Consider the following 25,069-nt stretch of genomic DNA (forward strand, 5'->3'; position numbering starts at 1 on the left):
GTCCATGTCCGACGCATCCGCCCCGTCGCCGCGTTCCCGCCGCTGGACGCTTTACCGCCTGCGCGCGCTGCTGCGATCGCGCGGGCCGACCAGCGTGCGCTTCCGGCGGCGGATCGCGGTGATCACCGGGGCGATCCTGATCGGCATCGTCGCGGTGCTGTTCGCCGAGGCGGCCGATTATACGGGACTGGTGTTCAGCGCCTATGCGCGCACCTGGCACTGGCTGCCGCTCGTCACGACGCCGCTGGGCTTCATGGCGCTCGTCTGGCTGACGCGGCGGTTCGTGCCGCTGGCGCGCGGTTCGGGCATCCCGCAGGTGATGGCGGCGCAGACCGACCCGACCGCGGCGATGGGCGGGCTGATCGCGGTGAAGACGGTGCTTGGCAAGGTCGTGCTGACCATGGCGGCGATCCTGTGCGGCGCGAGCGTCGGGCGCGAAGGGCCGACGGTGCAGATCGCCGCGGCGGTGATGGGGATCAGTCACCGCGTGCTGCGCGTGCCGTTGAAGGGCGCGGTGGTGATCGCGGGCGGCGCGGCGGGCGTGGCGGCGGCGTTCAACACGCCGCTGGCGGGCGTGATGTTCGCGATCGAGGAACTCGCCGCTGCCTATGAGCAGAAGGTGACGCTGCTGGTGCTGTCGGCGATCGTCATCGCCGGCCTCGTCGCGCAGAGCCTGGCGGGCGACTATATCTATTTCGGCGCGATCGGCGCGCATATGCCGACCGCGAGCGCGCTGATCGTCGTGCCGGTCGCGGGCGTCTTCGGCGGACTGGCCGGCGGGCTGTTCTCGCGCGTGCTGCTGGGGCTCGCCAGCGGGCCGGGTCGCGTGACGCGCTGGACGAAGGCGAACCCGGTGCTGTTCGCCGGCATCTGCGGCGTCGTCGTCGCGGTGCTGGGCGTGTTCTCGGCGGGGCTGACCTGGGGCACCGGCTATTCCGCGGCGCGGGCGATGATCATCGGCGTCGATGCACCCTTGTGGTTCGGACCGGCGAAGGCGCTGGCGACGACGGCGACCGCGGTCGCCGGGCTGCCCGGCGGCATCTTCGCACCCAGCCTGGCGGTGGGGGCGGGTGTCGGCAATCTGTTGCACGCGGTGTTCCCGAACGATCCGGCGGGCGCGGTCGTGATCCTCGGCATGGTCGCCTATTTCGCGGGCGTCGTGCGCGCGCCGCTGACTGCGGTGATCATCCTGTCCGAAACGACGGTCAGCCGCGGGCTGCTGCTGCCGATGTTCGCCACCGCCTTCATCGCCGACTGGGCGAGCCAGCTGGTGTGCCGCGAGAAGCTGTATCACGGGCTGTCGCAGACGTTTCGGTAAGGCGCGCGACGACAAACCCCTCATCGTCATTCCCGCGCAGGCGGGAATCCAGACGCGCTGCCGTTTCGCTTCTGTCGCTGAGGTTAGAGGTTATGGATTCCCGCCTGCGCGGGAATGACGGGGGGTGGGGGTTAGCGCAGCGCGCGGACCTCGGGCGTGTCGAGGCAGCGCATCATGTCGGCGGATTGCATCGCGCGGCCGGTCTGCGGCGCGGTGTAGACGGGCACGTCGAACGGCTTGCCGAGCCCTTCCGCCGTAAAGCCGCTGCCGCCCGTGCAGCGCATCGCTGCTGCCAGCATTTTGGGCGGCGTATCATAGCCTTCGTAGGACAGGCGGAACGTGCCCCAATGGATCGCCATCGATCGCGCCGCGCCCAGGCGCTGGTGGATGAGCGCCGCCTCTGCGGGGCCGACATGGCTGCCCGACGACATTTGGCCGGGCGCGAAGCGGAAGGCGCCGATCGGGAGCATTGCGAAACGGATCGGGCCGTAGGTCGCGGCCTCCGCCGGCCACAGGCCGTCGCCGAATCCGGTATCGCCCGCGAAGAAGATGTTGCCGCCGCTGGGCAACGCGACGACGAAGCTGGACCAGAGCGCGCGGTTGCGATCGGTGAACCAGCGGCTGCCCCAATGGTGGTTGCGCGTCACGAAGACGCGGGCGCGGTCGCCGGGGCACCAGCTGTCCGGGTCACAGCGGATGTCGCTGCTGGTGTCCTGAATCCCGGCGGCGGTGAGCGTCGCGTTGCCGCCCCAGTCGAGTGCCGTCGCCTCCGCGCCGGTCTGGCCGATGACGCTGTCGTTGCCCAGGCTGGTGACGATCGCGGGGTGATCGCGCTCCCACAGCCGCTTCAGCGTCGCCTGATCGAGGTGATCGTAATGATTGTGGCTGACCAGCACGAGATCGATCTTGGGCAGATCGTCGAACCGGATGCCGGGTGCTGCGACGCGCTGCGGACCGAAGCCGAACGGGCCGGCGCGCTCCGCATAGATGGGGTCGGTGAGGATGTTGAGGCCGTGCGTCTGGATGAGGACGCTGGCATGGCCGATCCACGTCACGACCATGCGATCGCCGTCGATCCGCGCGGCGGGGCGGGACGGTGTGACCGCCACGCTCTTCGGCCAATCGGGACGCCCGTCGTTTCCGGTCAGGTAACGCCAGAAGAAGCCGGTGCGGCTGCCGCCCGTGGGCATGCGCATCGTGTCCTGATCGCCATCGGGATTGAAGAAGCGCTGCCCGTCGTAATGGTCGCTTTCGTCGCCTTCGTAATAGATGCGGTCGAGGAAGCGCGGGACGATCGTCACGGTGAGGCCGAATGCGATGACGAGCGCCAACACGATGCCGCCGATGATCTTCAGTGTCAGCGCCACGGCAGCCCCTTTGGAGATTGATGCGGGTGAACGCCGCGGAGGTGCCGTGGGTTCAATGGCACGTCAATCGCGGGTGGGCGTGGGAGGGGACTTGTGCAGGCCGCGCGCTCGGCTAGCATCCCGCCGCAAAGGGGATGGATATGCGTCGGATTGCGTTGGGTTTTCTGCTGGCGAGCGCGGTGCTTGCAACGCCGGCTGTCGCGCGTCGGGTGACGGTCGAAGAGGTGCCGCTGGAGCAGGTGCAGGCGCTGATGACCGCGGGCAAGGCGACGAGCGTCGAGGTGACGCGCGCCTATCTCGACCGGATCGCCGCGCTGGATCGCAAGGGGCCGGCACTCCGCAGCGTCATCGCGATCAATCCGGATGCGCTCGCGCAGGCGAAGGCGCTGGATGCCGAACGCAAGGCGGGGCGTATCCGGGGGCCGCTGCATGGCGTGCCGGTGCTGATCAAGGACAATGTCGAAACCGCCGATCGGATGGCGACGACCGCAGGCAGCCTGGCGCTGAAGGACAATGTCACCGGGCGCGACGCGCCGGTGGTGGCGCGGCTGCGCGCGGCGGGCGCGGTGATCCTCGGCAAGACGAACTTGAGCGAATGGGCGAACATCCGGTCGACGCACGCGATGAGCGGGTGGAGCGCGGTCGGCGGGTTGGTGAAGAACCCCTATGCGCTGGATCGTACCGCGTGCGGATCCTCGTCCGGCTCGGGCGCGGCGGTGGCGGCGAGCTTCGCCGCGGCGGCGGTGGGGACGGAAACCGACGGGTCGGTCGTGTGCCCGTCGTCGATCAACGGCCTTGTCGGGTTGAAGCCCTCGATCGGCCTCGTCAGTCGCACGCATGTGGTGCCGATCAGCCATTCGCAGGACACGCCCGGGCCGATGGCGCGCAGCGTGCGCGACGTGGCGGTGCTGTTTTCGGCGATGGTCGGGTCCGATCCCGCCGATCCGGTGACGGCGGGCGCGGTTCTGCGCGATTATGCGGCGGGGCTGTCGGTCAGTGCGCTGTCGGGGATGCGCGTGGGTGTCATTCGGCCGAAGGACATGCCCGCGGACCTCGCCGCGCGCTACGACGCGGCGCTGGCCGTGCTGACCGCGGCGGGCGCGGTGCTGGTGCCGGTGACGCCGCCCAAGCTCGATGGGGTGGGCGATGCCGAATTCATGGTGCTGAAGACCGAGCTGAAGGCTGACCTGAACGCGTATCTCGCGACGACGCCGACGGCGGTGACGGCGCGCGACCTCGACCAGCTGATCGCCTTCAATCGCGATCATGCGACGCAGGAAATGCCGTTCTTCGGGCAGGAGATTTTCGAGATGGCGGCGCAGACCAAGGGGCTGCGCGATCCCGAATATCTGGCGGCGCGGGCGAAATCGCTGAAGGCGGCGAGCGGGGCGATCGACGGCATGCTGGCGGCGGCGGGCGCACAGATATTGGTCGAGCCGACCTATGCCGAGGCGTGGCTGAGCGATCCCGTATATGGCGATCAATATAACGGGCCGTCCTCGTCAGAGCTGCCGGCCATCGCAGGTTATCCCAATCTCACCGTGCCGATGGGGCTGGTGAGGGGGCTGCCGGTGGGCTTGTCGTTCATCGCGACGAAGAACGGCGAGGCGACGGTGCTGGGCGCTGGCTATGCCTATGAGCAGCGGGCGAAGGCGCGCGTGGCGCCGCGCTATCTCGCGCAGGCGGATGTGGGGGCGGGGCTGGAGGGGAGTCGCTGAGGTCTCGCACCCACCCTCACCCCGCGGGTGAGGGTGGATTAGGCGCGAAACCGCTTTTCCAGGCGCCACTGCCACAGCATTAGCAGCGGCACGGCGCCCAGTTCCATCGCGAAACCGAACACATGCCCCGCGGACGGTGCGCCGACCGCGACCAGCGATACGATCCGGCTGAGGCCGCCCGCCACCACCAGCTCACCCAGCAGGCGGAAGCGGGGGCCCTTGCGCTCGATCCCGGGGATGCACGTCGCGAAAGCGATACCGACGGCGAAGAAGATGCCGGAGATGTAGCGGAAATGGCTGTCGAGATCGGTCGGGATCACCGGCGGATGGCCAAGGAAGCCGGGCCCCCGCGCCACGCTCCAGCCACCGACCGACAGCGGTACGAGGCAGGCGAATGCTACGACCACCTGTAGCGCACGGCGCTCCACCGCGGGGCTCACGACAGAATCTCCTTCCGCACGTGAATGGCGCGGAGCGACACGCGCACCTCCCACATGAAGGCGGCGAGGCAGCAGGTGAGCAACGTCACCGCGACGATGAAGCAGAAGGCGATGCCGGTGCCGATATGCAGCCGCGCGATATTGGCGACGAACAGCATCGCAATGACGATGCACGCCATCACCGCGCTCAATACTGCCAGGAACAGCGCCGCGTTGATGATCGACATGCGTTCGTCGAGCAGTTTCAATTCCCAGATGTCGCGCTGCTGATCGCGGCCGCTTTCGGCAATGACCCGTTCTTCCAGCACGCGGGCGCGATCGATGACGCGGGCGAGGCGGCCGGCGAGCACGTTCAGGATCTGGCCGATCGCCGCCAGCATGAAGACGGGGGCGAGCGACAGCTGGATCGTCTGCGCGATCGTGGACACCTGGAGCAACGTGGGCATGGCGCCATCATATCCGGGACGGCGCCGCGGGAAAGGGCCGATCCGTGCCGGGCGGGCAGTTTGTCGATCGCGGGGCCGCGATCGGCGGATTTTCGTTGCCCGCCGCCGATCGAGCGATAGACCCGCGGACGTGCGGCCGCCGATGCGCCTTTCGACGTTCGAACGTCTGCCTCCCGCCGCGCGCGCGCGGATCGACGATGGCCTGTCCGTGGCGATCGATGCGGTGGCGACGCGGGCGGCGTCGACGCACGGCTTCCTGCGCTATGGATGGTATGCCGCGGCGCTGGATGCCTATGGCGGCAGGGCCCGGACGTTGGTGGTCGAGGAGGAGGGGCGGCCCGCGCTGGCGTTGCCGTTCGTCGGTATCGGGCCAGGGTTCGCGCGCGGGGCGGCGGTGCCGGGCAGCTATTGGCCGTTTCGCAGCTTTCCGCTCGCCGCCGACGCGGGGGAGGCGGTGCTGCGGGTGGCGCTGGCGACGCTGGCGCGCGCCGTCACACTGTTGCGGATCGGACCGGTGTATGACGACGATGCCGCGGTGGTGCCGCTGATCGCCGCGGCGCAGGCGCAGGGCTGGGCGGTGCTCGACCGGTTCGTCGCGGACAGCTGGCTGCTCGACATGGCGGCACGGCAGCAGGAGGGGGCGTGGCCGCGCGGGTCGACGCTGCGCAAGAACCGCTTCCACGAAAAGCATCTTGCGAGCCATGGCGTGCCCGACTGGCGCTTCCTGTCGGGGGCGGACTGGCCGGCGGCATTCGACGATCTGGCGGCGGTGGAGCAGACGAGCTGGATCGCATCGCGCACCGACGGCCGCGATGCCAAGTTCACGCGCGACGGCCATGGCACCTTCTGGCGCGCGGCGGCGCGGGACCCGGTGCTGGCGCAGAAGATGCGCGCGGCCTTGCTGACCATCGACGGCACGCCTGCGGCCTTTTCGTTCGATCTGGACGCGGGGGCGCTGACCTACGCGATCGCGAACAGCTACGACCCCGCCTATGCCAAGCATTCGCCGGGCAAGCTGCTGTATTACCGCAATCTCGTGCAGGCACAGACGCGGGGGATTACGCGGGTCGACTGGGGGGCGGGCGACAGCGGGTACAAGCAGGTGATCGGTGCCGATCGGGGGCCGGCGATCCGCGACTGGCTGCTCGTGCGTCCGGGCGTGCCTGCGCTGGTCGGACGGCTCGCTGCGGGCGTATGGCGGCGATCGGGGCAGTAGACGGAACCCGGCCCCAGCGCGTAGGCGTTGAGGCATCATGTTCGTCTTCCTCGATTTCGAAGCCTCGTCGCTCGCCAAGAAAAGCTATCCGATCGAGGTCGCCTGGGTGTTCGAGGACGGCACCGAGGAAAGCCACCTGATCCGCCCGCCGCTGCAATGGTCGGACTGGGACGACGAGGCGGAGGCGATCCATCACATCACGCGCGCCGAGATCGAGGCGAACGGCACGCCGCATGACGTGGTCGCGCAGCGGATGATCGACGTGCTGAGTGGCCATGCCCTGTTCGCGAGCGCGCCGTCGTGGGACGGCAAATGGCTGAGCGCGTTGCTGCGGGCCGCGAAACAGCCGCGCCACGCGCTGCGATTGCGCGATAGCGAGGAGGCGCAACGCGAGACGGCGACCGCGATCCTGCGCGGGGTGGTGCCGGATGTCGAACTGGGGCGGGCGGTGGCCGATGCCGTGGTGCTGGGCGAGGTGCGCGATCATGACGTGCCGGCGCACCGGGCGCTGGCCGACGCGCGCGACGAATGGCGTCGTTGGGGGCTGGTGAAGCGCGCCGCGGAAGAGCGGGCGGGGGCCTGATGGGCGAGGTGGTCAACTTCCGCCGCGCCCGCAAAGCGCGAGACCGGGCTGCGGCGGGCAGGGTCGCCGACGCCAATCGCGCCAAGTTCGGGCGGACCAAGGCGGAGCGTGAGGCGGCAGACGCCGAGGCGGCGCGGGTCGAGCGGACGCTGGATGGGGCGAAACTGGAGGATTGAGGAATAGGGCATCGCGCCCACCCTCACTCTTCCGGCGCTTCGCGCCTCCCTCTCTCTCCCATCGGGAGAGGGAAGAGCCGCCGAGGGCGGCGAAGGGTGAGGGCAGGTACGGCGCGTCGGCGGCTCACACCCGCCGCCGCACCCGCCACGCCATCGCCGCAACCAGCGCGGCCAGTCCGAACCAGGTCAGCGCATACACCAGGTGGCTGTTGCGGAACCGCACCACGGTCAGCCCGCCGCGCGGCCACCCGCTCTTGGGTTCGCTCGCATCGATGAAGTAAGGGGCGACCCGGCCCAATCCCCGGCGCGCCGCGATCGCGGCGATGTCACGCGAATACCAGCGGTCCGCCGCCGGGTCGTTCGTGCGCAGGAACGCGCCACCCGGTTCGCTCAGCCGCAACAGGCCACGAATGGATTGCATGGCGGGGGAGGGGGCGATGCCGGTGCGCCGGTCGGCGGGGACGAAGCCGCGGTTGACCAATAGGGTAAAGCCGCGGTCGGTATCGAAGGGCGTCATCACCCAGAAGCCGCCGCCTAGTTCCGTCACCGCCTGCACCAGCGTGTCGGCGTTGGTGCGATAATGTCCGCGAACGACGACGGGGCGGTAGACATCGTCCTTGCCGATGGCGGGCCAGCGATCGGGTCCGGGGGCGGGCACCGGCGGCTGGGCCAGCATCGCCTCGGTATGCGCGATCAGCGCCAGTTTCCACGTCCGGCGTTCGAGCTGCCAGACGCCCAGTCCGATCAGCGCGGCGATCACGAACAGCAGCAGGCCGGTCGTGATCGCGCGCCCACGATTCATGGGGCTACATCGCCCCCATGTCGCCGCCGCTCATGCCCGGCATCATGTTCGCGTTCATGTGATACATGACCCACATCGAACCGGCGAGGCAGATCGCCACGATGATGACGGTGAAGATCAGCGCCATCAGCGTCCACCCATTCTCCGACTTGGAGTTCATGTGGAGGAAGTAGATCATGTGGACGACGATCTGCACCAGCGCGAACGCCATGCAGATGCCCGCCGTGATCCGCGCGTCGGCAATCACGCCGCTCATCACCAGCCCGAACGGAATAGCGGTGAGGATCACCGACAGGACGAAGCCGATCACATAATCGCGGCGGGTGCCGTGCGCCTCGCCAGAGGAATGGCCGTGGTCATGGCCATGGCCGTGATCGTGCGCATGATCGTGTGCGTTGTGCGCGCTCATCGCAGCACTCCCAGCAGGTAGACGAAGGTGAAGACGCCGATCCAGATCACGTCGAGGAAGTGCCAGAACAGCGACAGGCACTGCAGGCGCCGCTGGTTGGCGGGGATCAGGCCCTTGCGGCCGACCTGCACCATCAGCGTCACCAGCCAGATGATGCCGAAGGTGACGTGCAGGCCGTGCGTGCCGACGAGCGTGAAGAACGACGACAGGAACGCGCTGCGCTGCGGGCCGGCGCCCTCGGCGATCAGGTTCGAAAATTCGTAGAGTTCGATCCCGAGGAAGGCGAGGCCGAACAGGCCGGTGATCGCCAGCCAGCCCTGCGTGCCCTTCACGTTGCCGTCGTTCATCGACAGCATCGCAAAGCCATAGGTGATCGACGACAGCAGCAGCATCGAGGTGTTGAGCGCCACCAGCGGCAGCTCGAAAATCTCGTGCGGCTGCGGGCCGCCGGCATAGCTGCTGCCAAACACGCCATAAGCTGCGAACAGCATGGCGAAGATCAGGCAGTCGCTCATCAGGTACAGCCAGAAGCCCAGCATGGTGCTGCCGCCGGCGTCGTGATGATGTTCGTCGGTCTCGTAGAAGACCGGGGCCTGGGTGCCCGGGGGGATGGTCGCTTCGCTCATGGCTCCTCAGGCCCCCATTGCCGGGGTTTGGGCCGGGGTTTGGGCCGGCTGCTGGGCCGCGCGGGCGGCGAGTTGCTGCGTGCGCAGGTCCTCGCACGCCGTCACGTCCTCGGCGGGGATGTAATAATCGCGGTCGTAGTTGAAGGTGTGGCCGATGCTGACCGCCACGATCCCGACGAAGGACAGGATGGCGAGCCACCACATGTACCAGATCATCGCGAGGCCGAAGACCACGGCCAGACCCGCCAGGATCACGCCCGTGCCGGTGTTGCGCGGCATGTGGATGTCGCGGAAGCCGGTGGTCGGGCGCACGGCGTTGTTCGCCTTCATGTCGTACCAGGCGTCGACATCGCGGACGACGGGCGTGAACGCGAAGTTGTAGGCCGGCGGCGGCGACGAAGTCGCCCACTCCAGGCTGCGGCCCTGCCACGGGTCGCCAGTCTCGTCGCGCAGGCTGTCGCGATTCTTGATGCTGACGAAGATCTGCATCAGGAAGGCGCCGATCCCCACCGCGATCAACAGCGCGCCGATCGCCGCGACGATGAACCAGATCTGCAACGACGGATCCTCGAAGTGGCGCAGGCGGCGCGTCACGCCCATCAGGCCGAGCACGTACAGCGGCATGAACGCGACGTAGAAGCCGACGACCCAGAACCAGAAGCTGATCGTGCCCCAGAACTTGTCGAGCTTGAAGCCGAATGCCTTCGGGAACCAGAAGTTGATGCCGGCGAACATGCCGAACAGCACGCCGCCGATGATCACGTTGTGGAAGTGCGCGATCAGGAACAGCGAATTGTGCAGCACGAAGTCGGCAGGCGGCACTGCGAGCAGCACGCCGGTCATGCCGCCGATCACGAAGGTGATCATGAACGCGACCGTCCACATCATCGGCAGTTCGAAGCGGATGCGCCCCTTGTACATGGTGAACAGCCAGTTGAAGATCTTCGCGCCCGTCGGGATCGAGATGATCATCGTGGTGATGCCGAAGAACGAATTGACGCTCGCCCCCGACCCCATGGTGAAGAAGTGGTGCAGCCAGACGAGGTACGCCAGGATGGTGATGACCAGCAGCGCGTAGACCATCGACGTATAGCCGAACAGCCGCTTGCCGCAGAATGCGCTGGTGACTTCGCTGAACACGCCGAACGCCGGCAGGATCAGGATGTACACTTCCGGGTGGCCCCAGATCCAGATCATGTTCACGTACATCATGGGGTTGCCGCCCATGGTGTTGGTGAAGAAGTGCGTGCCGAGATAGCGATCGAGGCTGAGCAGCGCGAGCACCGCGGTCAGGATCGGGAAGGCGGCGACGATCAGCGTGTTGGTGGCGAGCGCCGACCAGGTGAAGATCGGCATCTTCATCAGCGACATGCCCGGTGCGCGCATCTTCACGATGGTCGCGAGCAGGTTGACGCCGGATAGCAGGGTGCCGACGCCGGCGACCTGCAACCCCCAGATGTAATAATCCACGCCGACGTCGGGCGAATAGTCGAGTCCCGACAAAGGCGCCATCGCCAGCCAGCCGGTGCGGGCGAACTCACCCACGAACAGGCTGACCATGACGATCGCCGCGCCCGCCGCGGTCATCCAAAAGCTGAAGTTGTTGAGGAACGGGAACGACACGTCGCGCGCGCCGATCTGCAGCGGCACGACATAGTTCATCAGGCCGGTAACGAAGGGCATCGCCACGAAGAAGATCATGATGACGCCGTGGGCGGTGAACACCTGGTCGTAATGGTGCGCGGGCAGGAAGCCTTCGTTGGCGCCGAACGCCATCGCCTGCTGGGCGCGCATCATCAGCGCGTCGGCAAAGCCGCGCAGCAGCATGATGATGCCGAGCACCATGTACATCACGCCGATCTTCTTATGATCGACGCTGGTGAACCATTCCTTCCAGAGGTAGCCCCACACCTTGAAGTAGGTGAGCGCGCCCAGCACCGCCGCACCGCCGATCGCGACCATGATGAAGGTCGCGACCAGGATCGGCTCGTGGATCGGGAAGCTGTCGAGCGTCAGGCGCCCGAAGATGGTCTTGAGAAAGCTATCGGACATCATGTCGGTCCTACGAACGGGCCACGGCGGTAACGCCGGGAAGGGGCAGCGGATCGATCGCGGTCATGCTGCGGTTGGCTTCGCTGCCCGGCTGGCTGCTGCCGGGGGCTTGCTGGCGGGGGGCGTTGCGGTGCGGGCTGCTGCCCTTTTCCTCCGGCTCCTTTTGCAGCGCGCCCTTCGAATCGCTGCCGCGCATGTGGCCGGTGTCGTTGACGGGAGGGGCATGGCCCATGTCCATCCCACCGTCCTTCATCATCGTCGCCTGCATGCAGGTTTCGCCGGGCTTGGTGCACATGCCCAGAATGCGGTCGAACAGGCCGGGCGCGAAGCCGGCGTAGCGGATCGCGGGGACCTTTTCGCTCGGACGCTCCAGCTTCAGGTAGGTCGCATTGTCGAGCTTGCCCTGCGCACTGCGCGTTTCCGACACCCACTTGGCGAAGCCGGCATCGTCGAAGCCATCGACGGTGAAGCGCATGTCGGAGAAGCCGGCACCGCTATAGTTGGCCGAAATGCCTTCGAACCGGCCGGGCTTGTTGAGCACGGCGTGCAGCTGCGTCTCCATGCCCGGCATCGTGTAGATCATGCCGGCCATGGTGGGGACGTAGAAGGTGTTCATCACCGACGACGAGGTCATCCGGAACACGACCTGACGGTTCACCGGCAGGACCAGCTCGTTGACGGTCGCGATGCCCTGTTCGGGGTAGATGAACAGCCACTTCCAGTCGAGCGAGACGACCTGGATTTCCAGCGGCTTCGCGTTCTTCGCCACCGGCTGGCCGGGCGCAATGCGCGCGAGCGGGCGATAGGGGTCGAGGCTGTGCGTGCTGATCCAGGTCAGCGCGCCGAGCGCGATGACGATCAGCAGCGGCGCCGACCAGATGATCAGCTCGAGCGCCGTCGAATGGTCCCAGTTGGGGCGATATTCGGCGTCTTCGTTCGTGTGGCGGTATTTCCACGCGAACAGGACGGTCAGCGCGATCACGGGGACGATGATCAGCAGCATCAGGCCGGTCGACCACAGGATCAGATGGGCCTGTTGCCGCGCGACATCGCCGGCCGGGTTCATCACCACCAGATCGCACCCACCCAGAAGGGCCGGCGCGAGGAGCGCGAGGGCGGCGGTGCGCATGCGCGCCGCGCGGAAAGACGGAAGGGTTCGCATCGTCATTCGCGCTAATCCCGTTCGCTGCACCGCAAAATAGGACATTTTGTCCTATCCCGTCCCCGCCGTTCGCGCGCTAGAAGGTCGTGCGCGCGCTGCGTCCGAAAGGACACGACGTGCGTTGACGACCGGTGGCCGAAAGGCCGTGAGACGACAGGACTGCGATACATGTCAGTGGCTTCCGCCCATTCCGCACCGCTTGAACGCGATGCCCGTGCCGTCAACACGCGGGGCGACCATGAGGTCCGTCCGGGCGAGATCGCGATCGGCGTTATCATCGGCCGCACGTCCGAATTCTTCGACTTCTTCTGTTATGCCATCGCTTCGGTCATCGTCTTTCCGGCGCTGGTGTTCCCCTATGTCGACCGGTTGACCGGCACGCTGTGGTCGTTCGCGCTCTTCCCGCTGGCGTTCATCGCACGACCGATCGGCACGCAGATCTTCATGTGGGTCGATCGCACCTACGGCCGCGGCACGAAGCTGACGATCGCCTTGTTCCTGCTCGGCACGTCGACCGTGTCGCTCGCCTTCCTGCCCGGTTATGCCGAAGTCGGCATCTGGTCGGCGATCCTGCTGTCGCTGTTCCGCATCGGCCAGGGCCTCGCGCTGGGCGGGGCGTGGGACGGCCTCGCGTCGCTGCTCGCGCTCAATGCGCCGGCCGAAAAGCGCGGCTGGTACGCGATGGTGCCACAGCTTGGCGCACCGCTCGGGCTGATCGTCGCCAGTGCGCTGTTCGCCTTCTTCCTGTCCAACATGGATATGGGCGATTTCCTGTCGTGGGGCTGGCGCTATCCGTTCTTCGTCGCCTTCGCGCTGAACGTCGTCGCGCTGTTCGCGCGGCTGCGCATCGTCGTGACGCCGGAATATACGCAGCTGTTCAAGACGCGCGAGCTGACCCCCAGCCGCGTGACCGCGACGGTGAAGGCGCAGTGGCGCAACATCATCATCGGCGCCTTCGCACCGCTCGCCAGCTTCGCGTTGTTCCACATGGTGACGGTCTTCCCGCTGTCCTGGGTCGCGCTGTTCACCAAGGAAGACATCGCGCGCTTCCTGGGGATCGAGATCGTCGGCGCCTTCTTCGGGTTGGGCGCGGTTGTCATTTCGGGCCTGCTCGCCGACCGGATCGGGCGGCGTTCGGTGCTGGGCTATACCGCGGCGGCGATCGCGGTGTTCAGCGGTTTCGCGCCGCAGCTGCTGGGTGCGGGCAGCTCGGGTGAGCTTGCCTTCATGATCGGCGGCTTCATCCTGCTCGGCCTCGCGTTCGGCCAGTCGTCGGGCGCGGTGACCAACAATTTCCCCAAGGGTGCGCGCTATACCGGTGCGGCGCTGACGTCGGACCTTGCGTGGCTGTTCGGTGCGGGCTTCGCGCCGCTCGCTGCGCTGGTGCTGGCCAGCGAGTTCGGGCTGATCGCCGCGGGTGGTTATCTGTTGTCGGGTGCGATCGGCACGCTGGTGGCGCTGGGCCTCAACAAGGAACTGGCACGCCGTCTCGACTGATCGACGCTGCTTACAGGGTATGCGAGCGCGCGTCGGCTTCTGGCCGGCGCGCGTTTTGGTTTCTGGGGCAGGCGGTTGAATTGGCCGTCGTCACAGCGAGGGCTTGGCCCCCCCCGGTGGTGGCATTTGGCAAAGGCCGGCGGGGGCTACCGCCTGCGCTGGGGCGACGATTTCGAAGGCGTAAGATGCGGCGCCGTCAGTCGATCGCGCGGACCGACAGCACCTCGATCGCATCGTCGCGGCCGCCGAAGGGCAGGGTGTCGCCGGGCTCGGCCCCCATGAGCGCGCGCGCGAGTGGTGACTGGAACGACAGCCGGTCGGCCTGCGGTTCCGATTCGTCATCGCCAACGATGCCGATCTCGCGCGTGCGACCGCCCATCCGGATCGTGACGATCGTGCCAAAGCCGGCGCTCCCGTCCGCAGGCGCCGGCGTCTCGATCGCGGTCGTGCGCCGCGTCTGCCAATAGCGCAGATCACGCCGGATCGCCTCAGCCTGTTCGGTATCGGCGTCGGCCAGTCTGGCTTCCAGGTCGGTTATCTGGCGTTCGATCAACGCCTTGCCTGCTGCCGTCACCCAATTAGGGCCGGCTGGCAGGGGACGTTCGAACTTGGGTTCCAGATGCTCTTCGTCGCTCTCGCGGCGGAAGGCGACGCTCATCTCATCCTCTCCATCACTGTCCCACCATCGGACAGGCGGGGCTTAACCACCTTTGCCGCTGGTCCAAATCGTAAACGCGGCGTTAACGCCTTTGCTATGACCAGACGCCTCGTCCTCACCAACGAATCCGCCCGGCATCCTTTCCGTCGCGCGTTGCCGCCGCCGAAGGTGGTCGATACCCGCAAAAGCGACGACAGCGACTGGAAGCTGTTCCTGCTCAGCTTCGCCGCCTTCTTCACCTGCTTCTACACGTTCCTGTTCTGAACACCGCGCGCCTGCCTCAGTCGCAGGCGAGATGCAGTCTCTGCGCGATCCATGCGGAGACGAGGCACATGGCGGCGACCAGGAACAGCATGTCGACCGCCTGAACCCCCGCGACGTTGATCCCGATCGCGGCGATCGAACCCAGCGTCATCGCGCCCGAGTTGACGACGTTGTTCGCCGCCACGGTGCGCGCGGTCTGATCCTTCTCTACGGTCGTCGTCAGGAAGGCGTAGAGCGGCACGACGAACATCCCCCCCGTGGTCGCGATCGCGAGCAGGGACAGCATGATCGGGATGGCGCGCGGCTGGGCGACGAATTGCGCCCAGTCGTAGAAATGGCCCGGCGCCGCGGGCGTCCAGCCGCGGCACAGGAACGAGAACAGGACGACGAACGCGCCCATGGCGATCACCGATACCGGTGAATAGCGCGCGCTGATCCTCCCCTTCAGCATCGTGTTGATGACCACGGAGCCGATCGCGACACCGACCGAGAAGATGGCGATCGCACCGCTCGCCACGCGCTCGTCGGCGGTCAGCACGTTCTTCACCAGCGGCGGGAAGATGATGATGAGCACCGACCCGATCGTCCAGAAGAAGCTGATCGCGCAGATCGCCAGGAACAGCCGCGGGATGTGCATCGTCGTGCGGATCAGGCGGAACGAGGCGGTGAAGGGGTTGTAGTTGAGCTTCAGGCGCGGCCCCTCGCGCGGCGCGGGCGGCACCGCGCGGGCGGTGACCCAGCCGATGCCGGCAATGACGAGGACGAGGATCGCGGCGCCCTCGATCGGCACCCAGCCCGCCATGATCGTGCCCATCAGGATGGCGAGATACGTGCCCGCCTCGACCAGGCCGGTGCCGCCGAGGACGTCGTGCGCCTTCAGATGCTGCGGCAGGATGGCGTATTTGATCGGGCCGAAGAAGGTCGAATGGACGCCCAGGAACAGCACTGCGCCCAGCATCAGGCCGATGCCGACGTGCGGATAGCCCGCGCGGGCCACCATCAGGCCGCCCGCGCCGAGCAGCATGATGCCGATTTCCGCGGTCTTCACGATGCGGATGATGCGCGCCTTGTCGTGGCTGTCGGCGAGCTGACCCGCCAGCGCGGACAGCAGGAAGAAGGGCAGGATCGCGATGCCGGTGGCGACCGCGTTGAAGATCGTTTCCACCTTCGGATCGTTGAAGATCGCATAGGTCGCGAACAGCACCATCGACGTCTTGAACAGATTGTCGTTGAAGGCGCCCAGGAACTGCGTCGTGAAGAGGGGCAGGAAGCGGCGCTGCTTCAGCAACCCCAAAGCATTGATCATGCGGAACACGGCCTTCGATCGTGGCAGGATTGCGGCGGGCATAGCCCAGTGGCGGCGCGACGCCAACCGGGGTTGGGTGGGCGGGTGCTTCCCCGCGCAGGTCGTCATTCCCGCGAAGGCGGGAATCCAGAACCTCTGACGCTGCGGCTCCATCGATATGGTAGCGCGTCTGGATTCCCGCCTGCGCGGGAATGACGGTTGAGGAGGGCGCTTGCACATGTTTCGCAGCGGAATGCAAAACATCATTACTTCCCGGCCCGCAGCGGGTTAGGAGAGACCCACGATGCTGACCTTGCCCAATCTTCTGACGCTGTCGCGGATCGTCGCGGTGCCGTTGCTCGTCGCCTTTCTGTGGTGGCCGCGGTGGGAGGCGGGGTTCGCCATCGCCTTCGCGCTCTACTGCCTGATGGGGATCACCGACTATTTCGACGGCTATCTCGCGCGCGCGCAAGGCGCGGTGTCGAAGCTCGGCGTCTTCCTCGACCCGATCGCGGACAAGATCATGGTCGCGGCGGTCATCCTGATGCTGGTCGGCACGCGGCACGACGACAGCGCGCTGATCACCGGCGTGCATCTGATCGCGGCGCTGATCATCCTGCTGCGCGAGATCGCGGTATCCGGGCTGCGGGAGTTTCTTGCCGGGCTGCAAGTGTCGCTGCCCGTATCGAAGCTCGCCAAGTGGAAGACGACGTTGCAACTCGTCGCCTTCGGCGCGTTGATTCTGGCGGGGGCTTTGCCGGCGCAGGTGTGGATCAAGGTCGCCGGCCTCGGCTGTTTGTGGGGCGCAGCGGTGCTGACGCTGGTGACGGGCTGGGACTACCTGCGCGTCGGCCTGAAGCACATGGATTGAGCGTGATGCGGATCGACATGCTGTATTTTGCCTGGGTCCGGGAGGGCATGGGCCGGGCGAGCGAGACGGTGGACGCGCCGGACACGCTGGCGAGCGTCGCCGATCTGGTCGACTGGCTGGCGGCGCGTGACGATGCCTCCGCCGCGGCGCTGACCGATCGCGCGCGGTTGCGGGCGGCGGTGGATCAGACGTTCGTGACGCTCGACGCGCCGATCGCCGGCGCGCGCGAGGTGGCGTTGTTCCCGCCGGTGACGGGCGGATGATCCGCGTCTACGTCTCGCCCGCACCGATCGATCTGGCGGCGGAGATGGCCGGAGTCGAACGCGCCGATGGTGCCGGGGCAGTCGCGACCTTTACCGGCCTCGTGCGGAGCGACGACGGCGTGGGGACGCTGGAGCTGGAGCATTATCCCGGCGCGACCGAGGCTGCGCTGACGCGGCTGGCGGAGGAGGCGACGGCGCGCTGGGCGCTGGGTGCGGCGACGATCGTTCACCGTGTCGGGCCGATGGCGCCGGGCGAGCGGATCGTGTTCGTGGCGGCGGCCGCGGCACACCGCGCGGCGGCACTGGAGGCGTGCGCCTATCTGATCGACCGGCTGAAGACCGATGCGCCGTTCTGGAAGCGCGAGACCCGCGGCGGCGAGGCGCGCTGGGTGGAGGCTCGCGAGAGTGATGCCGACGCGGCGGCGCGGTGGAGCGAGCGTTAGAGCCGCTCCGTCATTCCCGCGGAGGCGGGGATCCATCAGCTCCGACGTTTCGACCTGAGCCGTGGCGGTAGCGCGTCTGGATTCCCGCCTTCGCGGGAATGACGGAGTGGGTGGGCGCCGGAGATTTACGGCAGCCGCGGCACCAGCACGCCGTTGACGACGTGGATCACGCCGTTCGCCTGAGCAACATCCGCCGCCTCGACATAGCTGCGATTGCCGCTGGCGCTGGTCAGCGTGATGACGTCGCCGGTCATCGTCGCGGTCAGCGGCTGGCCGCCGAGCGTCGTCAGCGTCGCGCGGCCGCCGCCTGCTGCAATGCGCGCCTCCAGCTGCTCGGTGGTCATGGTGCCGGGGACGATATGGTAGCGCAGGAGCGCGACCAGCGTCGGCCGGTTCTCCGGCGCGAGCAGATCGCCTGCGATGCCGGGCGCCAGGCGGGTGAAGGCCATGTCGGTCGGCGCGAACAGCGTGTAGGGGCCGTTGCCCGCCAGAAGCGGATCGAGTTCGGCGACGCGCAGCTCCCGCGCGAGTGTGGTGAGGCCGGGCGTCGTCGCGACCGACTGGGCGATCGTCGCTTCCGACTCCATCCGGCTGGGATCGACCGCCACCGGTGCCGGCGCGGATACGACGGGCGGTGGCGTGACCACCGGCGCGGTGGCCGGCGGCACGCAGCCGGCAAGGCTGGCGAACAGGACGGACGGGCCGAGCCGGCGGATCGATCGGGCGTAGGGTCGGGTCACGCGCACTCCTGTGTTTCTCGGCCCTTACCGGGCTTCGGCCAGCGCCTCGGCAAGCAACTGGAAATCCTTTTCGCGTGGCGACGCGCGGCGCCAGACCAATGCGATACGCCGCACCGCATTGTCGGCGTCCAGCGGTTTGGCGACGATATTGGTGTGATCGAGGATGCCCGCCTTCAGCGCCATTTCGGGCAGCATCGTCATGCCCAGGCCGTTGTCGACCATCTGGACGATCGTGTGCAGCGAGGTGCCGAGCATCGTCGCTTCCGCGCGCAATTCCGGGCGGTTGCAGGCCGAGAGCGCATGGTCCTTCAGGCAATGCCCGTCCTCGAGCAGCAGCAGCCGCGTCTCGTCGATCAGCGCGGCGGGCACGGCGGGCGGGTCCGACGGCATGTCCTGCGGCTGATAGGCGACGAACAACCGATCGTCGAACAAAGGCTGGCTGGCGACGTCGCCGCACGCGAAGGGCAAAGCGAGCAGCACGCAATCGGTGCGGCCGTTATGCAAGCCTTCGCATGCGGCGCCCGAAGGCTCTTCGCGCAGGAACAGCTTGAGGTCGGGATAGTCGCGGCGCAGGCGGGGCAGGATGTGGGGGAGCATGAACGGCGCGATCGTCGGGATCACGCTCATCCGCATCTCGCCCGACAGCGGCCGGCCGGCAGCGCGCGCGATGTCCCCCAATTCCTCCGCCTCGCGCAGCACACGGCGTGCCTTGTCCGCGATCCGGTCACCCAGCGGCGTGAAGCGCACGACACGGCGGGTGCGTTCGACGAGGGTGACACCGATCAGCGTTTCGAGTTCGCGCAGGCCCGCCGACAGCGTCGACTGGGTGACGAAGCACGCCTCTGCCGCGCGGCCGAAATGGCCATGGTCCTTCAGCGCGACGAGATATTGCAGCTGTTTCAGCGTGGGGAGGTAGGTCGCCGCCATGGCCCGGCGAGATAGGGGGTGGGGCAGGGGGATGCCAGTCCTAAGTCTGGCGGGTTGGCTGGCGTGGCGGATGCCAGGCAAAACTCGTCACCCCGGACTCGTTCCGGGGTCCACGGAGCCGCGGGGGGAGGGCTGGAGCCTCTTGCCACTCCCTCGCCGCCCGGTGGACCCCGGAACGAGTCCGGGGTGCCGGGTTTTACTGGGCGATCATTTCGCCTGGGGGATTACTCCGCCGCTTCTTCCCAGTCGCGCGTTTCTTCCACCGGCATGCGGATCAGGTGATCGAAGGCCGACAGCGCCGCCTTCGACCCTTCGCCCATCGCGATCACGATCTGCTTGTACGGCACGGTCGTCACGTCGCCGGCCGCGAAGATGCCGGGCTGCGAAGTGTGGCCGCGGTGGTCGATTTCGATCTCGCCGTGCGGCGACAGCGCGACGGCTCCCGCCAGCCACTCGGTATTGGGGACGAGGCCGATCTGTACGAAGATACCGGCGAGATCGACCCGATGCACCGCCTCGTTATTCCGATCGCGGTAGGACAGAGCGACGACCTTGTCGCCGTCGCCATGGACTTCCGTGGTCAGCGCAGAGGTAAGGACGGTGACGTTGGCGAGGCTGCGCAGCTTGCGCTGCAACACCGCGTCGGCGCGCAATTCGCTGTCATATTCGATCAGCGTGACGTGCGCGACGATGCCGGCGAGGTCGATCGCCGCTTCGACGCCCGAGTTGCCGCCGCCGATCACCGCGACGCGCTTGCGCTTGAAGAGCGGGCCGTCGCAATGCGGGCAATAGGCGACACCCTTGTTGCGGTATTCCGCCTCGCCCGGCACGTTCATCGTGCGCCAGCGCGCGCCGGTCGACAGGATGACGGTGCGCGCCTTGAGCGACGCGCCGTTTTCCAGCACGACTTCGTGCAGGCCGTCGGCGCCCGCCGGCACCAGCTTTTCCGCGCGCTGCAGGTTCATGATGTCGACGTCATAGTCGCGCACATGGCGTTCCAGCTCGGCGGCGAGCTTCGGACCTTCGGTATGCGGCACCGAGATGAAATTTTCGATTCCCATCGTGTCGAGCACCTGCCCGCCGAAGCGTTCCGCCGCGATGCCGGTGCGGATGCCCTTGCGCGCGGTATAGATCGCCGCGGCGGCACCAGCGGGGCCGCCACCGACGACGAGGACGTCGAACGCGTCCTTGGCTCCGATTTTTTCGGCCGCGCGCGCGGAGGCGCCGGTGTCGAGCTTGGCGACGATCTGTTCCAGTTCCATCCGGCCCTGGCCGAAGGGTTCGCCGTTCAGGAATACGGTCGGCACCGCCATCACCTTGCGGCTGGCGACCTCGTCCTGGAACAGCGCGCCATCGATCGCGGTGTGCGTCACGCGCGGGTTGAGGACCGCCATCAGGTTCAGCGCTTGCACGACGTCGGGGCAATTGGCGCAGGACAGCGAGAAATAGGTTTCGAAATGATAGTCGCCGTCGAGCGCCACGACCTGCTCGATCAGGTCCTGCGCCGCCTTCGACGGGTGGCCGCCGACCTGGAGCAGCGCGAGCACGAGCGAGGTGAATTCGTGGCCCATCGGCAGGCCGGCGAAGCGGACGCCGATGTCCGTGCCGGCGCGGCGGATCAGGAAGCTGGGCGTGCGGTCGTCATCGCTAGTGGTGACGCTGACCTTGTCCGACAGCGCGGCGATCTCGTCGAGCAGCTCGCGCATCTGCTGCGACTTGGCGTCCTGCCCCAGGCTCGCGACCAGCTCCACGGGGAAGCGGACGTGGACCAGATAGGCTTTGAGCTGCTGCGTCAGATTGGAGTCGAGCATGGGAGGCTCCCGAAAGGAATGGGTCTACGTAAAAAAGCGAACGGCCCGAGGCGGATGGTCCGCCCCGGGCCGCGCGTGCCGTGGCCCCGGGGGCAGCCGGCTTAGATCTTGCCGACGAGGTCCAGGCTGGGGGCGAGCGTTTCTTCACCCTCTTCCCACTTCGCCGGGCAGACTTCGCCCGGATGCGCGGCGATATACTGCGCGGCCTTGATCTTGCGCAGCAGTTCGGCGGCGTTGCGGCCGACGCCTTCCGACGTCACTTCGATCAGCTGGATCACGCCGTCGGGATCGATCACGAACGTGCCGCGATCGGCCAGGCCCTGGCCTTCGCGCAGGATCTCGAAGTTGTTGCTGATCGCGTGGTTCTGGTCGCCCAGCATGTAATAGTTGATCTTGCCGATCGCGGGCGAGCTGTCATGCCACGCCTTGTGGCTGAAGTGGGTGTCGGTCGACACGCTGTACACCTCGACGCCCATCTTCTGGAGCGTGGGATATACGTCGGCGAGGTCTTCCAGCTCGGTCGGGCAGACGAACGTGAAGTCGGCCGGATAGAAGAAGAACACCGCCCACTTGCCGAGCACGTCGGTGTCGCTGACCGACACGAACTTGCCTTCCTTATAGGCTTGCGTGGTGAAGGGCTTCAGCTTGCTGCCGATGAGGGCCATGGGTCGTCTCCGTTGAATGGTGTGGAGCCGATATAGGCGATCATGCTGCAATGCAAAATTGATCTGTTTGCGCCGCATGATCGATGTGATCGATTAGTACGAGGGCGCTGGCATCTTTCTACCGCAAGCGCGAGTGTATCACTTTGCAAGTGCGGAATAAATTGACCAGGCGCTGGTGAGGGTCAGCAACACGCCGACCAGCGCCATCAGGTGGCGGGTGGGGACGCGCTTGGCGAGAATGCCGCCGAACGGCGCCGCGACGATACCCCCGATGAGGATGCCAAGCGTGTGCAAAGTGAAGGCGGACCAGCCTAGCACGGAGAAAAAGGTGACCGAGGCGGTGGCGGTGAGGAAAAACTCCGCCGTGTTGACCGTGCCGATCGTGTGGCGCGGCGTCGCGCCCTGAATCAGCAGGTTGGAGGTGACGACCGGACCCCAGCCGCCGCCGCCCGCGGCATCCAGGAAGCCGCCGACCAAGCCGAGCGGCGCGACGACGCGGGGTTTGCGCGGCTTGATCTCGCCACCGACCGCGCGGAACAGCAGATACAGGCCGATGCACGCGAGATAGGCCATGACGAACGGCTTGGCGACCGAGGCGTCGATCGTGCTGAGCAATTTTGCACCCGCCACCGCGCCGATCATGCCGGGGATGACGAGCCGGCGGAACAGCTTCCAATCGACATTGCGGTGTACGACATGGCTGACGCCCGACGCGGCGGTGGTGAAGGTTTCGACCGCATGGACGCTGGCGGAGGCGACCGCGGGCGGCACACCCATCACCGTCACCAACAGGGTCGAGTTGATGACGCCGAACGCCATGCCGAGCGCACCGTCGATGACCTGCGCCGCAAAGCCGATCGCGATGAACGGCAGCACCTGGGACCAGTCGATCGCAGTCAGAAAATCAGGCATCGCAGGCGGTAACTCCCGGCGCCCGGCAAAGACGCATTGGTCGCATCGTGCCCGCTGTGGCCAATTCCGACAACAAAGCTGGGCTTTGCCGCCCCCAAGCCGCGGGGTCTCTGCCGACGGCTCTGCGGCGGAACCATGGAAATTACGCCGCCGAAGCGTTACATGCAGCGGATGACGAGCCGGAAGGGCAAGGGGAAGTAACGGATGTTCGGACGGCTGGCCGCCTATCTCGATTCGATCCGGGCGCGTGATCCGGCCCCGCATTCGCGTGCCGAGATCCTGCTGTATCCGGGCGTCTGGGCGCTGGGCCTGCACCGTGTCGCGCATGCTTTGTATCGGCGGCGGCTGTTCTTCCTGGCGCGGGCCGTCAATCACTTCGCGCGGGCGTGGACCGCGATCGATATCCATCCGGGCGCGACGATCGGTCGAAACTTCTTCATCGACCATGGTTTCGTCGTGATCGGCGAGACGGCGGAGATCGGCGACGACGTCACCATCTATCAGTGCGTGACGCTGGGCGGGACCAGCCCCGACAATGGCGTCGCGGGCAAGCGCCACCCGACGCTCGCCGATGGCGTGATCATCGGATCGGGCGCGCAGGTGCTGGGACCCATCCTGGTCGGTCCGCGCGCGCGTGTCGGGGCCAATGCAGTGGTGACGCGCGACGTGCCGGCCGGTGCGGTGATGGTCGGCATCCCGGCGCGGCCGACGATGGTGGAGGGCGGTGCGGCCGAAACGCCGTCGCGCTTCGTGCCCTATGGCACGCCGTGCAGCGAGATGTTCGATCCGGCGACGCAGAAGATCGAGATGATGCGCTGCGAGTTGGAATCGATGCGCAAGCGGTTGGACGCGCTGCTCGCCGAACGAGCGGACGACGCCGTGCCGCAGGCGGAGCGTGACAGAGCGTGATGGGCGGGGCCTGATGGGGATCGTCACGCCGTTTCCGCTGGGACGCGAGCCGGGGCAGGTCGGGTTCGAACGCGTCGAGCTGAACCGCATTCTCGACCTGTACGGCCGCATGGTCGCGGCGGGGCATTGGAAAGACTATGCGATGGAGCTGGGCAAGGATGCCGCTGTCTTCGCCGCCTTTCGCCGGACCGCCGAACGTCCCGAATTCCGTATCGAGAAACGCCCTGCGCTGCGTGCGCGGCAGGGCATGTGGGCGCTGATCGGCGAGCAGGGCATGGTCCTGAAGCGCGGTCAGGAGCTCGGCCCGGTACTGGCGCCGATCGAGCGGCGGTTGATGAAGCTGGTGGACTGACGGCGGCTGCTCCGATCAGAGGATGATGGGGAAGGCGGCGCCTCCCCCGGCCTCCTCAAGCGTATTGTACCGGTGGCAGCCGGCGGCGGAGCGATTGCGACAGGGCGGTCACGACGGCGCGGCGCATCGGCTGCCAGAATGCCGACAGGCATAGCAGCGCCGATCCGATGACGAAGGCGGTGAGCGCCGCGCCCAGTTCGATGGCGCCGGCGTTGCGGAACAGCGCGTAGAGCGCGGCCAGCACATAGGCGAGGCCCGACACCAGGAGCGCGCGCCGGTCGACCGCCAGCGCGATGGCGGCGAAGCAGACGTAGAGCGCCAGCACCACCACCGCCATGCCTGCGCCGATATCGCCGCGGAACACGCCCAGCATCTGGAAGATCGAATGCGCGATCATCGGTGCAGCGGCGAGGTGAAGCCAGAAGGCGACATCCGACCGACGCGTCTTGCGTTCGGTATCGCTCATGTCCCAGCGCATCGCTGCGGCAAAGACGCCAAGGCCGCCGACCAGCAGCAGTGGCCAGACCGCATCCTTCACATCGGGGATGGCGGCGAGGATCAGGCCGATCGCAGTGGCGACCAATGCGGCCGCCCCGGCGGCGACCGTGATCGGCACCATGAAGCGGCGCCAGTGCAGCCACGCTGCGCCGGCGGTGGCCAGGCCGATGCCCGCGATCGCCAGCGCCCCCGCACGATCGCTGAGGTTCGGCGCGATGGCCTGCACGCCCTCGAACAGCCCGCCAGCGACACCGCCGACGAAGGCGATCAACAGCAGGATGCTGGGCAGCGCCATCCGACGTTTGGCGGTGAAATATTCCGCGAGCACCCATGCCGTGCCCGCGACGAACACGCCACCGAACGGACGGGCAAGCGAGGTGCCGATCTGCCCCACCGCGACGAGCAGCAGCACGATCGCGATCGAGACGAAGATATCGTTGAAGCCGGTGAGCAGACGGAAATGCTCTTCGTCCACCGCCGGTGCTGCGTGCGCCGCGGCGATGTGCGCGCGCAGCGCCGCCGCGGCGTCGGCGGAGATCGCCCCCGCCGCCACCGCGCCATCGATGTCGCTTTCGCTATACATGGCGATCCTTCCCCAAGTTGCCGATCGGGGGAGGCTATCAGTAGTGTATTATTTGTTCAACACACTAATGTCTTGG

At 67.2% G+C, this 25,069-nt stretch carries 28 protein-coding genes; 12 read left to right on the plus strand and 16 right to left on the minus strand.

Annotated elements, in window-relative coordinates; translation table 11 throughout:
• Nucleotides 1-4: 4 nt before the first annotated feature.
• Entirely contained in the window at nt 5-1,318 is a 1,314-nt protein-coding gene (locus tag A7E77_RS11085; protein WP_017977898.1) for a chloride channel protein, read from the plus strand.
• Nucleotides 1,319-1,449: 131 nt separating this feature from the next.
• On the opposite strand, the gene A7E77_RS11090 is transcribed toward A7E77_RS11085, so the two are convergent.
• On the minus strand, nt 1,450-2,685 hold the full coding sequence (locus tag A7E77_RS11090; protein WP_063687995.1) for an MBL fold metallo-hydrolase: 1,236 nt from the start codon (nt 2,683-2,685) through the stop codon (nt 1,450-1,452).
• A 134-nt stretch (nt 2,686-2,819) separates the two neighbouring features.
• Between A7E77_RS11090 and A7E77_RS11095 the strand changes: the two genes are divergently transcribed.
• A complete protein-coding gene (locus A7E77_RS11095; protein WP_063687997.1) occupies nt 2,820-4,403 on the plus strand; it encodes an amidase in 1,584 nt (527 codons plus the stop codon).
• Nucleotides 4,404-4,441: 38 nt separating this feature from the next.
• On the opposite strand, the gene A7E77_RS11100 is transcribed toward A7E77_RS11095, so the two are convergent.
• Together A7E77_RS11100 and A7E77_RS11105 are read right to left on the minus strand one after the other, a co-directional pair.
• Complete coding sequence (locus A7E77_RS11100; protein ID WP_063687999.1) at nt 4,442-4,843, minus strand: DUF4345 domain-containing protein; 402 nt, start codon at nt 4,841-4,843, stop codon at nt 4,442-4,444.
• Nucleotides 4,840-5,289 carry a DUF2721 domain-containing protein gene (locus tag A7E77_RS11105; protein WP_017977902.1) on the minus strand — a complete coding sequence of 150 codons (450 nt, stop codon included), beginning with the start codon at nt 5,287-5,289 and terminating at the stop codon, nt 4,840-4,842. The genes A7E77_RS11100 and A7E77_RS11105 overlap by 4 nt, the downstream gene beginning before the upstream one ends.
• Nucleotides 5,290-5,419: 130 nt before the next feature.
• On the opposite strand from A7E77_RS11105, the gene A7E77_RS11110 reads away from it, so the two are divergent.
• From A7E77_RS11110 to A7E77_RS17395, 3 genes are read left to right on the plus strand one after another with little or no spacing between them, the layout of a single operon-like run.
• The gene (locus tag A7E77_RS11110; RefSeq protein ID WP_226341722.1) at nt 5,420-6,505 is read left to right on the plus strand and encodes a GNAT family N-acetyltransferase; all 1,086 of its coding nucleotides are present in this window, start codon (nt 5,420-5,422) and stop codon (nt 6,503-6,505) included.
• A 37-nt stretch (nt 6,506-6,542) separates the two neighbouring features.
• Nucleotides 6,543-7,088: a hypothetical protein gene (locus A7E77_RS11115; protein WP_063688003.1), complete on the plus strand. Its 546-nt coding sequence runs from the start codon at nt 6,543-6,545 to the stop codon at nt 7,086-7,088.
• Nucleotides 7,088-7,264, plus strand: coding sequence for a DUF4169 family protein (locus A7E77_RS17395; protein ID WP_078462278.1), 177 nt, complete (start codon nt 7,088-7,090; stop codon nt 7,262-7,264). The genes A7E77_RS11115 and A7E77_RS17395 overlap by 1 nt, the downstream gene beginning before the upstream one ends.
• 124 nt (nt 7,265-7,388) lie before the next feature.
• Here A7E77_RS17395 and A7E77_RS11120 read toward each other — a convergent pair whose 3' ends face one another.
• From A7E77_RS11120 to cyoA, 5 genes are read right to left on the minus strand one after another with little or no spacing between them, the layout of a single operon-like run.
• Entirely contained in the window at nt 7,389-8,066 is a 678-nt protein-coding gene (locus A7E77_RS11120) for an SURF1 family protein (RefSeq protein ID WP_063688005.1), read from the minus strand.
• 4 nt (nt 8,067-8,070) lie between these two features.
• Complete coding sequence (cyoD, locus tag A7E77_RS11125) at nt 8,071-8,475, minus strand: cytochrome o ubiquinol oxidase subunit IV (protein WP_063688007.1); 405 nt, start codon at nt 8,473-8,475, stop codon at nt 8,071-8,073.
• Entirely contained in the window at nt 8,472-9,101 is a 630-nt protein-coding gene (gene cyoC, locus A7E77_RS11130) for a cytochrome o ubiquinol oxidase subunit III (protein WP_017977908.1), read from the minus strand. The genes cyoD and cyoC overlap by 4 nt, the downstream gene beginning before the upstream one ends.
• A gap of 6 nt (nt 9,102-9,107) precedes the next feature.
• A complete protein-coding gene (gene cyoB / locus A7E77_RS11135; protein WP_063688009.1) occupies nt 9,108-11,156 on the minus strand; it encodes a cytochrome o ubiquinol oxidase subunit I in 2,049 nt (682 codons plus the stop codon).
• 7 nt (nt 11,157-11,163) lie between these two features.
• The gene (gene cyoA, locus A7E77_RS11140; RefSeq protein WP_063688011.1) at nt 11,164-12,282 is read right to left on the minus strand and encodes a ubiquinol oxidase subunit II; all 1,119 of its coding nucleotides are present in this window, start codon (nt 12,280-12,282) and stop codon (nt 11,164-11,166) included.
• Nucleotides 12,283-12,483: 201 nt separating this feature from the next.
• Between cyoA and A7E77_RS11145 the strand changes: the two genes are divergently transcribed.
• Nucleotides 12,484-13,812 carry an MFS transporter gene (locus A7E77_RS11145; protein WP_063688013.1) on the plus strand — a complete coding sequence of 443 codons (1,329 nt, stop codon included), beginning with the start codon at nt 12,484-12,486 and terminating at the stop codon, nt 13,810-13,812.
• Between the two features lie 196 nt (nt 13,813-14,008).
• Here A7E77_RS11145 and A7E77_RS11150 read toward each other — a convergent pair whose 3' ends face one another.
• The gene (locus tag A7E77_RS11150) at nt 14,009-14,470 is read right to left on the minus strand and encodes a GreA/GreB family elongation factor (protein ID WP_063688015.1); all 462 of its coding nucleotides are present in this window, start codon (nt 14,468-14,470) and stop codon (nt 14,009-14,011) included.
• Between the two features lie 96 nt (nt 14,471-14,566).
• Between A7E77_RS11150 and A7E77_RS18020 the strand changes: the two genes are divergently transcribed.
• Nucleotides 14,567-14,734 (plus strand): hypothetical protein, encoded by a 168-nt coding sequence (locus tag A7E77_RS18020; protein ID WP_192929969.1) that lies wholly within the window; start codon nt 14,567-14,569, stop codon nt 14,732-14,734.
• A gap of 16 nt (nt 14,735-14,750) precedes the next feature.
• On the opposite strand, the gene A7E77_RS11155 is transcribed toward A7E77_RS18020, so the two are convergent.
• Nucleotides 14,751-16,040 carry an MFS transporter gene (locus A7E77_RS11155; RefSeq protein WP_063688017.1) on the minus strand — a complete coding sequence of 430 codons (1,290 nt, stop codon included), beginning with the start codon at nt 16,038-16,040 and terminating at the stop codon, nt 14,751-14,753.
• Nucleotides 16,041-16,323: 283 nt separating this feature from the next.
• Here A7E77_RS11155 and pgsA point away from each other — a divergent pair, with 283 nt between their 5' ends.
• From pgsA to A7E77_RS11170, 3 genes are read left to right on the plus strand one after another with little or no spacing between them, the layout of a single operon-like run.
• Nucleotides 16,324-16,890 (plus strand): CDP-diacylglycerol--glycerol-3-phosphate 3-phosphatidyltransferase, encoded by a 567-nt coding sequence (gene pgsA, locus A7E77_RS11160; RefSeq protein WP_063688019.1) that lies wholly within the window; start codon nt 16,324-16,326, stop codon nt 16,888-16,890.
• A 5-nt stretch (nt 16,891-16,895) separates the two neighbouring features.
• Complete coding sequence (moaD, locus tag A7E77_RS11165) at nt 16,896-17,153, plus strand: molybdopterin converting factor subunit 1 (protein ID WP_063688021.1); 258 nt, start codon at nt 16,896-16,898, stop codon at nt 17,151-17,153.
• A complete protein-coding gene (locus A7E77_RS11170) occupies nt 17,150-17,596 on the plus strand; it encodes a molybdenum cofactor biosynthesis protein MoaE (RefSeq protein WP_063688022.1) in 447 nt (148 codons plus the stop codon). Before moaD ends, A7E77_RS11170 begins: the two co-directional genes overlap by 4 nt.
• A gap of 125 nt (nt 17,597-17,721) precedes the next feature.
• On the opposite strand, the gene A7E77_RS11175 is transcribed toward A7E77_RS11170, so the two are convergent.
• The 5 genes from A7E77_RS11175 to A7E77_RS11195 all read right to left on the minus strand — a co-directional run bounded on the left by A7E77_RS11175 (nt 17,722) and on the right by A7E77_RS11195 (nt 22,651).
• Complete coding sequence (locus A7E77_RS11175) at nt 17,722-18,336, minus strand: fasciclin domain-containing protein (RefSeq protein WP_226341723.1); 615 nt, start codon at nt 18,334-18,336, stop codon at nt 17,722-17,724.
• A gap of 24 nt (nt 18,337-18,360) precedes the next feature.
• Nucleotides 18,361-19,263: a hydrogen peroxide-inducible genes activator gene (locus A7E77_RS11180; protein WP_017977919.1), complete on the minus strand. Its 903-nt coding sequence runs from the start codon at nt 19,261-19,263 to the stop codon at nt 18,361-18,363.
• Nucleotides 19,264-19,487: 224 nt separating this feature from the next.
• Nucleotides 19,488-21,074, minus strand: coding sequence for an alkyl hydroperoxide reductase subunit F (gene ahpF, locus A7E77_RS11185; RefSeq protein WP_063688024.1), 1,587 nt, complete (start codon nt 21,072-21,074; stop codon nt 19,488-19,490).
• A 101-nt stretch (nt 21,075-21,175) separates the two neighbouring features.
• Complete coding sequence (gene ahpC / locus A7E77_RS11190) at nt 21,176-21,739, minus strand: alkyl hydroperoxide reductase subunit C (RefSeq protein ID WP_063688025.1); 564 nt, start codon at nt 21,737-21,739, stop codon at nt 21,176-21,178.
• A gap of 138 nt (nt 21,740-21,877) precedes the next feature.
• The gene (locus A7E77_RS11195; protein WP_043059418.1) at nt 21,878-22,651 is read right to left on the minus strand and encodes a sulfite exporter TauE/SafE family protein; all 774 of its coding nucleotides are present in this window, start codon (nt 22,649-22,651) and stop codon (nt 21,878-21,880) included.
• Between the two features lie 204 nt (nt 22,652-22,855).
• Here A7E77_RS11195 and epsC point away from each other — a divergent pair, with 204 nt between their 5' ends.
• Together epsC and A7E77_RS11205 are read left to right on the plus strand one after the other, a co-directional pair.
• Nucleotides 22,856-23,560, plus strand: a complete 705-nt coding sequence (gene epsC, locus A7E77_RS11200; RefSeq protein ID WP_063688027.1) for a serine O-acetyltransferase EpsC — start codon at nt 22,856-22,858, stop codon at nt 23,558-23,560.
• 13 nt (nt 23,561-23,573) lie between these two features.
• Nucleotides 23,574-23,912: a DUF2794 domain-containing protein gene (locus A7E77_RS11205; RefSeq protein WP_017977924.1), complete on the plus strand. Its 339-nt coding sequence runs from the start codon at nt 23,574-23,576 to the stop codon at nt 23,910-23,912.
• A gap of 55 nt (nt 23,913-23,967) precedes the next feature.
• Here the strand turns inward: A7E77_RS11205 and A7E77_RS11210 are convergent, their stop codons facing one another.
• A complete protein-coding gene (locus A7E77_RS11210; RefSeq protein ID WP_063688029.1) occupies nt 23,968-24,993 on the minus strand; it encodes a hypothetical protein in 1,026 nt (341 codons plus the stop codon).
• Nucleotides 24,994-25,069: the final 76 nt, after the last annotated feature.

Origin of the sequence: Sphingomonas sp. NIC1 (assembly GCF_001638925.1) — a bacterium.
Classification (GTDB): domain Bacteria; phylum Pseudomonadota; class Alphaproteobacteria; order Sphingomonadales; family Sphingomonadaceae; genus Sphingomonas; species Sphingomonas aquatilis.

Excerpts from the sequence above, each read along its gene's own strand:
- A7E77_RS11205 (WP_017977924.1), top strand. The coding sequence starts at position 23,574 with ATGGGGATCGTCACGCCGTTTCCGCTGGGACGCGAGCCGGGGCAGGTC.
- A7E77_RS11180 (WP_017977919.1), bottom strand. The coding sequence starts at position 19,263 with ATGGCGGCGACCTACCTCCCCACGCTGAAACAGCTGCAATATCTCGTC.
- A7E77_RS11085 (WP_017977898.1), top strand. The coding sequence starts at position 5 with ATGTCCGACGCATCCGCCCCGTCGCCGCGTTCCCGCCGCTGGACGCTT.
- A7E77_RS11095 (WP_063687997.1), top strand. The coding sequence starts at position 2,820 with ATGGATATGCGTCGGATTGCGTTGGGTTTTCTGCTGGCGAGCGCGGTG.
- A7E77_RS11170 (WP_063688022.1), top strand. The coding sequence starts at position 17,150 with ATGATCCGCGTCTACGTCTCGCCCGCACCGATCGATCTGGCGGCGGAG.
- cyoB (WP_063688009.1), bottom strand. The coding sequence starts at position 11,156 with ATGATGTCCGATAGCTTTCTCAAGACCATCTTCGGGCGCCTGACGCTC.
- pgsA (WP_063688019.1), top strand. The coding sequence starts at position 16,324 with ATGCTGACCTTGCCCAATCTTCTGACGCTGTCGCGGATCGTCGCGGTG.
- A7E77_RS11210 (WP_063688029.1), bottom strand. The coding sequence starts at position 24,993 with ATGTATAGCGAAAGCGACATCGATGGCGCGGTGGCGGCGGGGGCGATC.
- cyoC (WP_017977908.1), bottom strand. The coding sequence starts at position 9,101 with ATGAGCGAAGCGACCATCCCCCCGGGCACCCAGGCCCCGGTCTTCTAC.
- cyoD (WP_063688007.1), bottom strand. The coding sequence starts at position 8,475 with ATGAGCGCGCACAACGCACACGATCATGCGCACGATCACGGCCATGGC.
- A7E77_RS11195 (WP_043059418.1), bottom strand. The coding sequence starts at position 22,651 with ATGCCTGATTTTCTGACTGCGATCGACTGGTCCCAGGTGCTGCCGTTC.
- A7E77_RS18020 (WP_192929969.1), top strand. The coding sequence starts at position 14,567 with ATGACCAGACGCCTCGTCCTCACCAACGAATCCGCCCGGCATCCTTTC.
- A7E77_RS11105 (WP_017977902.1), bottom strand. The coding sequence starts at position 5,289 with ATGCCCACGTTGCTCCAGGTGTCCACGATCGCGCAGACGATCCAGCTG.
- A7E77_RS11150 (WP_063688015.1), bottom strand. The coding sequence starts at position 14,470 with ATGAGCGTCGCCTTCCGCCGCGAGAGCGACGAAGAGCATCTGGAACCC.
- A7E77_RS11155 (WP_063688017.1), bottom strand. The coding sequence starts at position 16,040 with ATGATCAATGCTTTGGGGTTGCTGAAGCAGCGCCGCTTCCTGCCCCTC.
- ahpF (WP_063688024.1), bottom strand. The coding sequence starts at position 21,074 with ATGCTCGACTCCAATCTGACGCAGCAGCTCAAAGCCTATCTGGTCCAC.
- A7E77_RS11120 (WP_063688005.1), bottom strand. The coding sequence starts at position 8,066 with ATGAATCGTGGGCGCGCGATCACGACCGGCCTGCTGCTGTTCGTGATC.
- A7E77_RS11115 (WP_063688003.1), top strand. The coding sequence starts at position 6,543 with ATGTTCGTCTTCCTCGATTTCGAAGCCTCGTCGCTCGCCAAGAAAAGC.
- cyoA (WP_063688011.1), bottom strand. The coding sequence starts at position 12,282 with ATGCGCACCGCCGCCCTCGCGCTCCTCGCGCCGGCCCTTCTGGGTGGG.
- ahpC (WP_063688025.1), bottom strand. The coding sequence starts at position 21,739 with ATGGCCCTCATCGGCAGCAAGCTGAAGCCCTTCACCACGCAAGCCTAT.
- A7E77_RS11145 (WP_063688013.1), top strand. The coding sequence starts at position 12,484 with ATGTCAGTGGCTTCCGCCCATTCCGCACCGCTTGAACGCGATGCCCGT.
- epsC (WP_063688027.1), top strand. The coding sequence starts at position 22,856 with ATGTTCGGACGGCTGGCCGCCTATCTCGATTCGATCCGGGCGCGTGAT.
- moaD (WP_063688021.1), top strand. The coding sequence starts at position 16,896 with ATGCGGATCGACATGCTGTATTTTGCCTGGGTCCGGGAGGGCATGGGC.
- A7E77_RS17395 (WP_078462278.1), top strand. The coding sequence starts at position 7,088 with ATGGGCGAGGTGGTCAACTTCCGCCGCGCCCGCAAAGCGCGAGACCGG.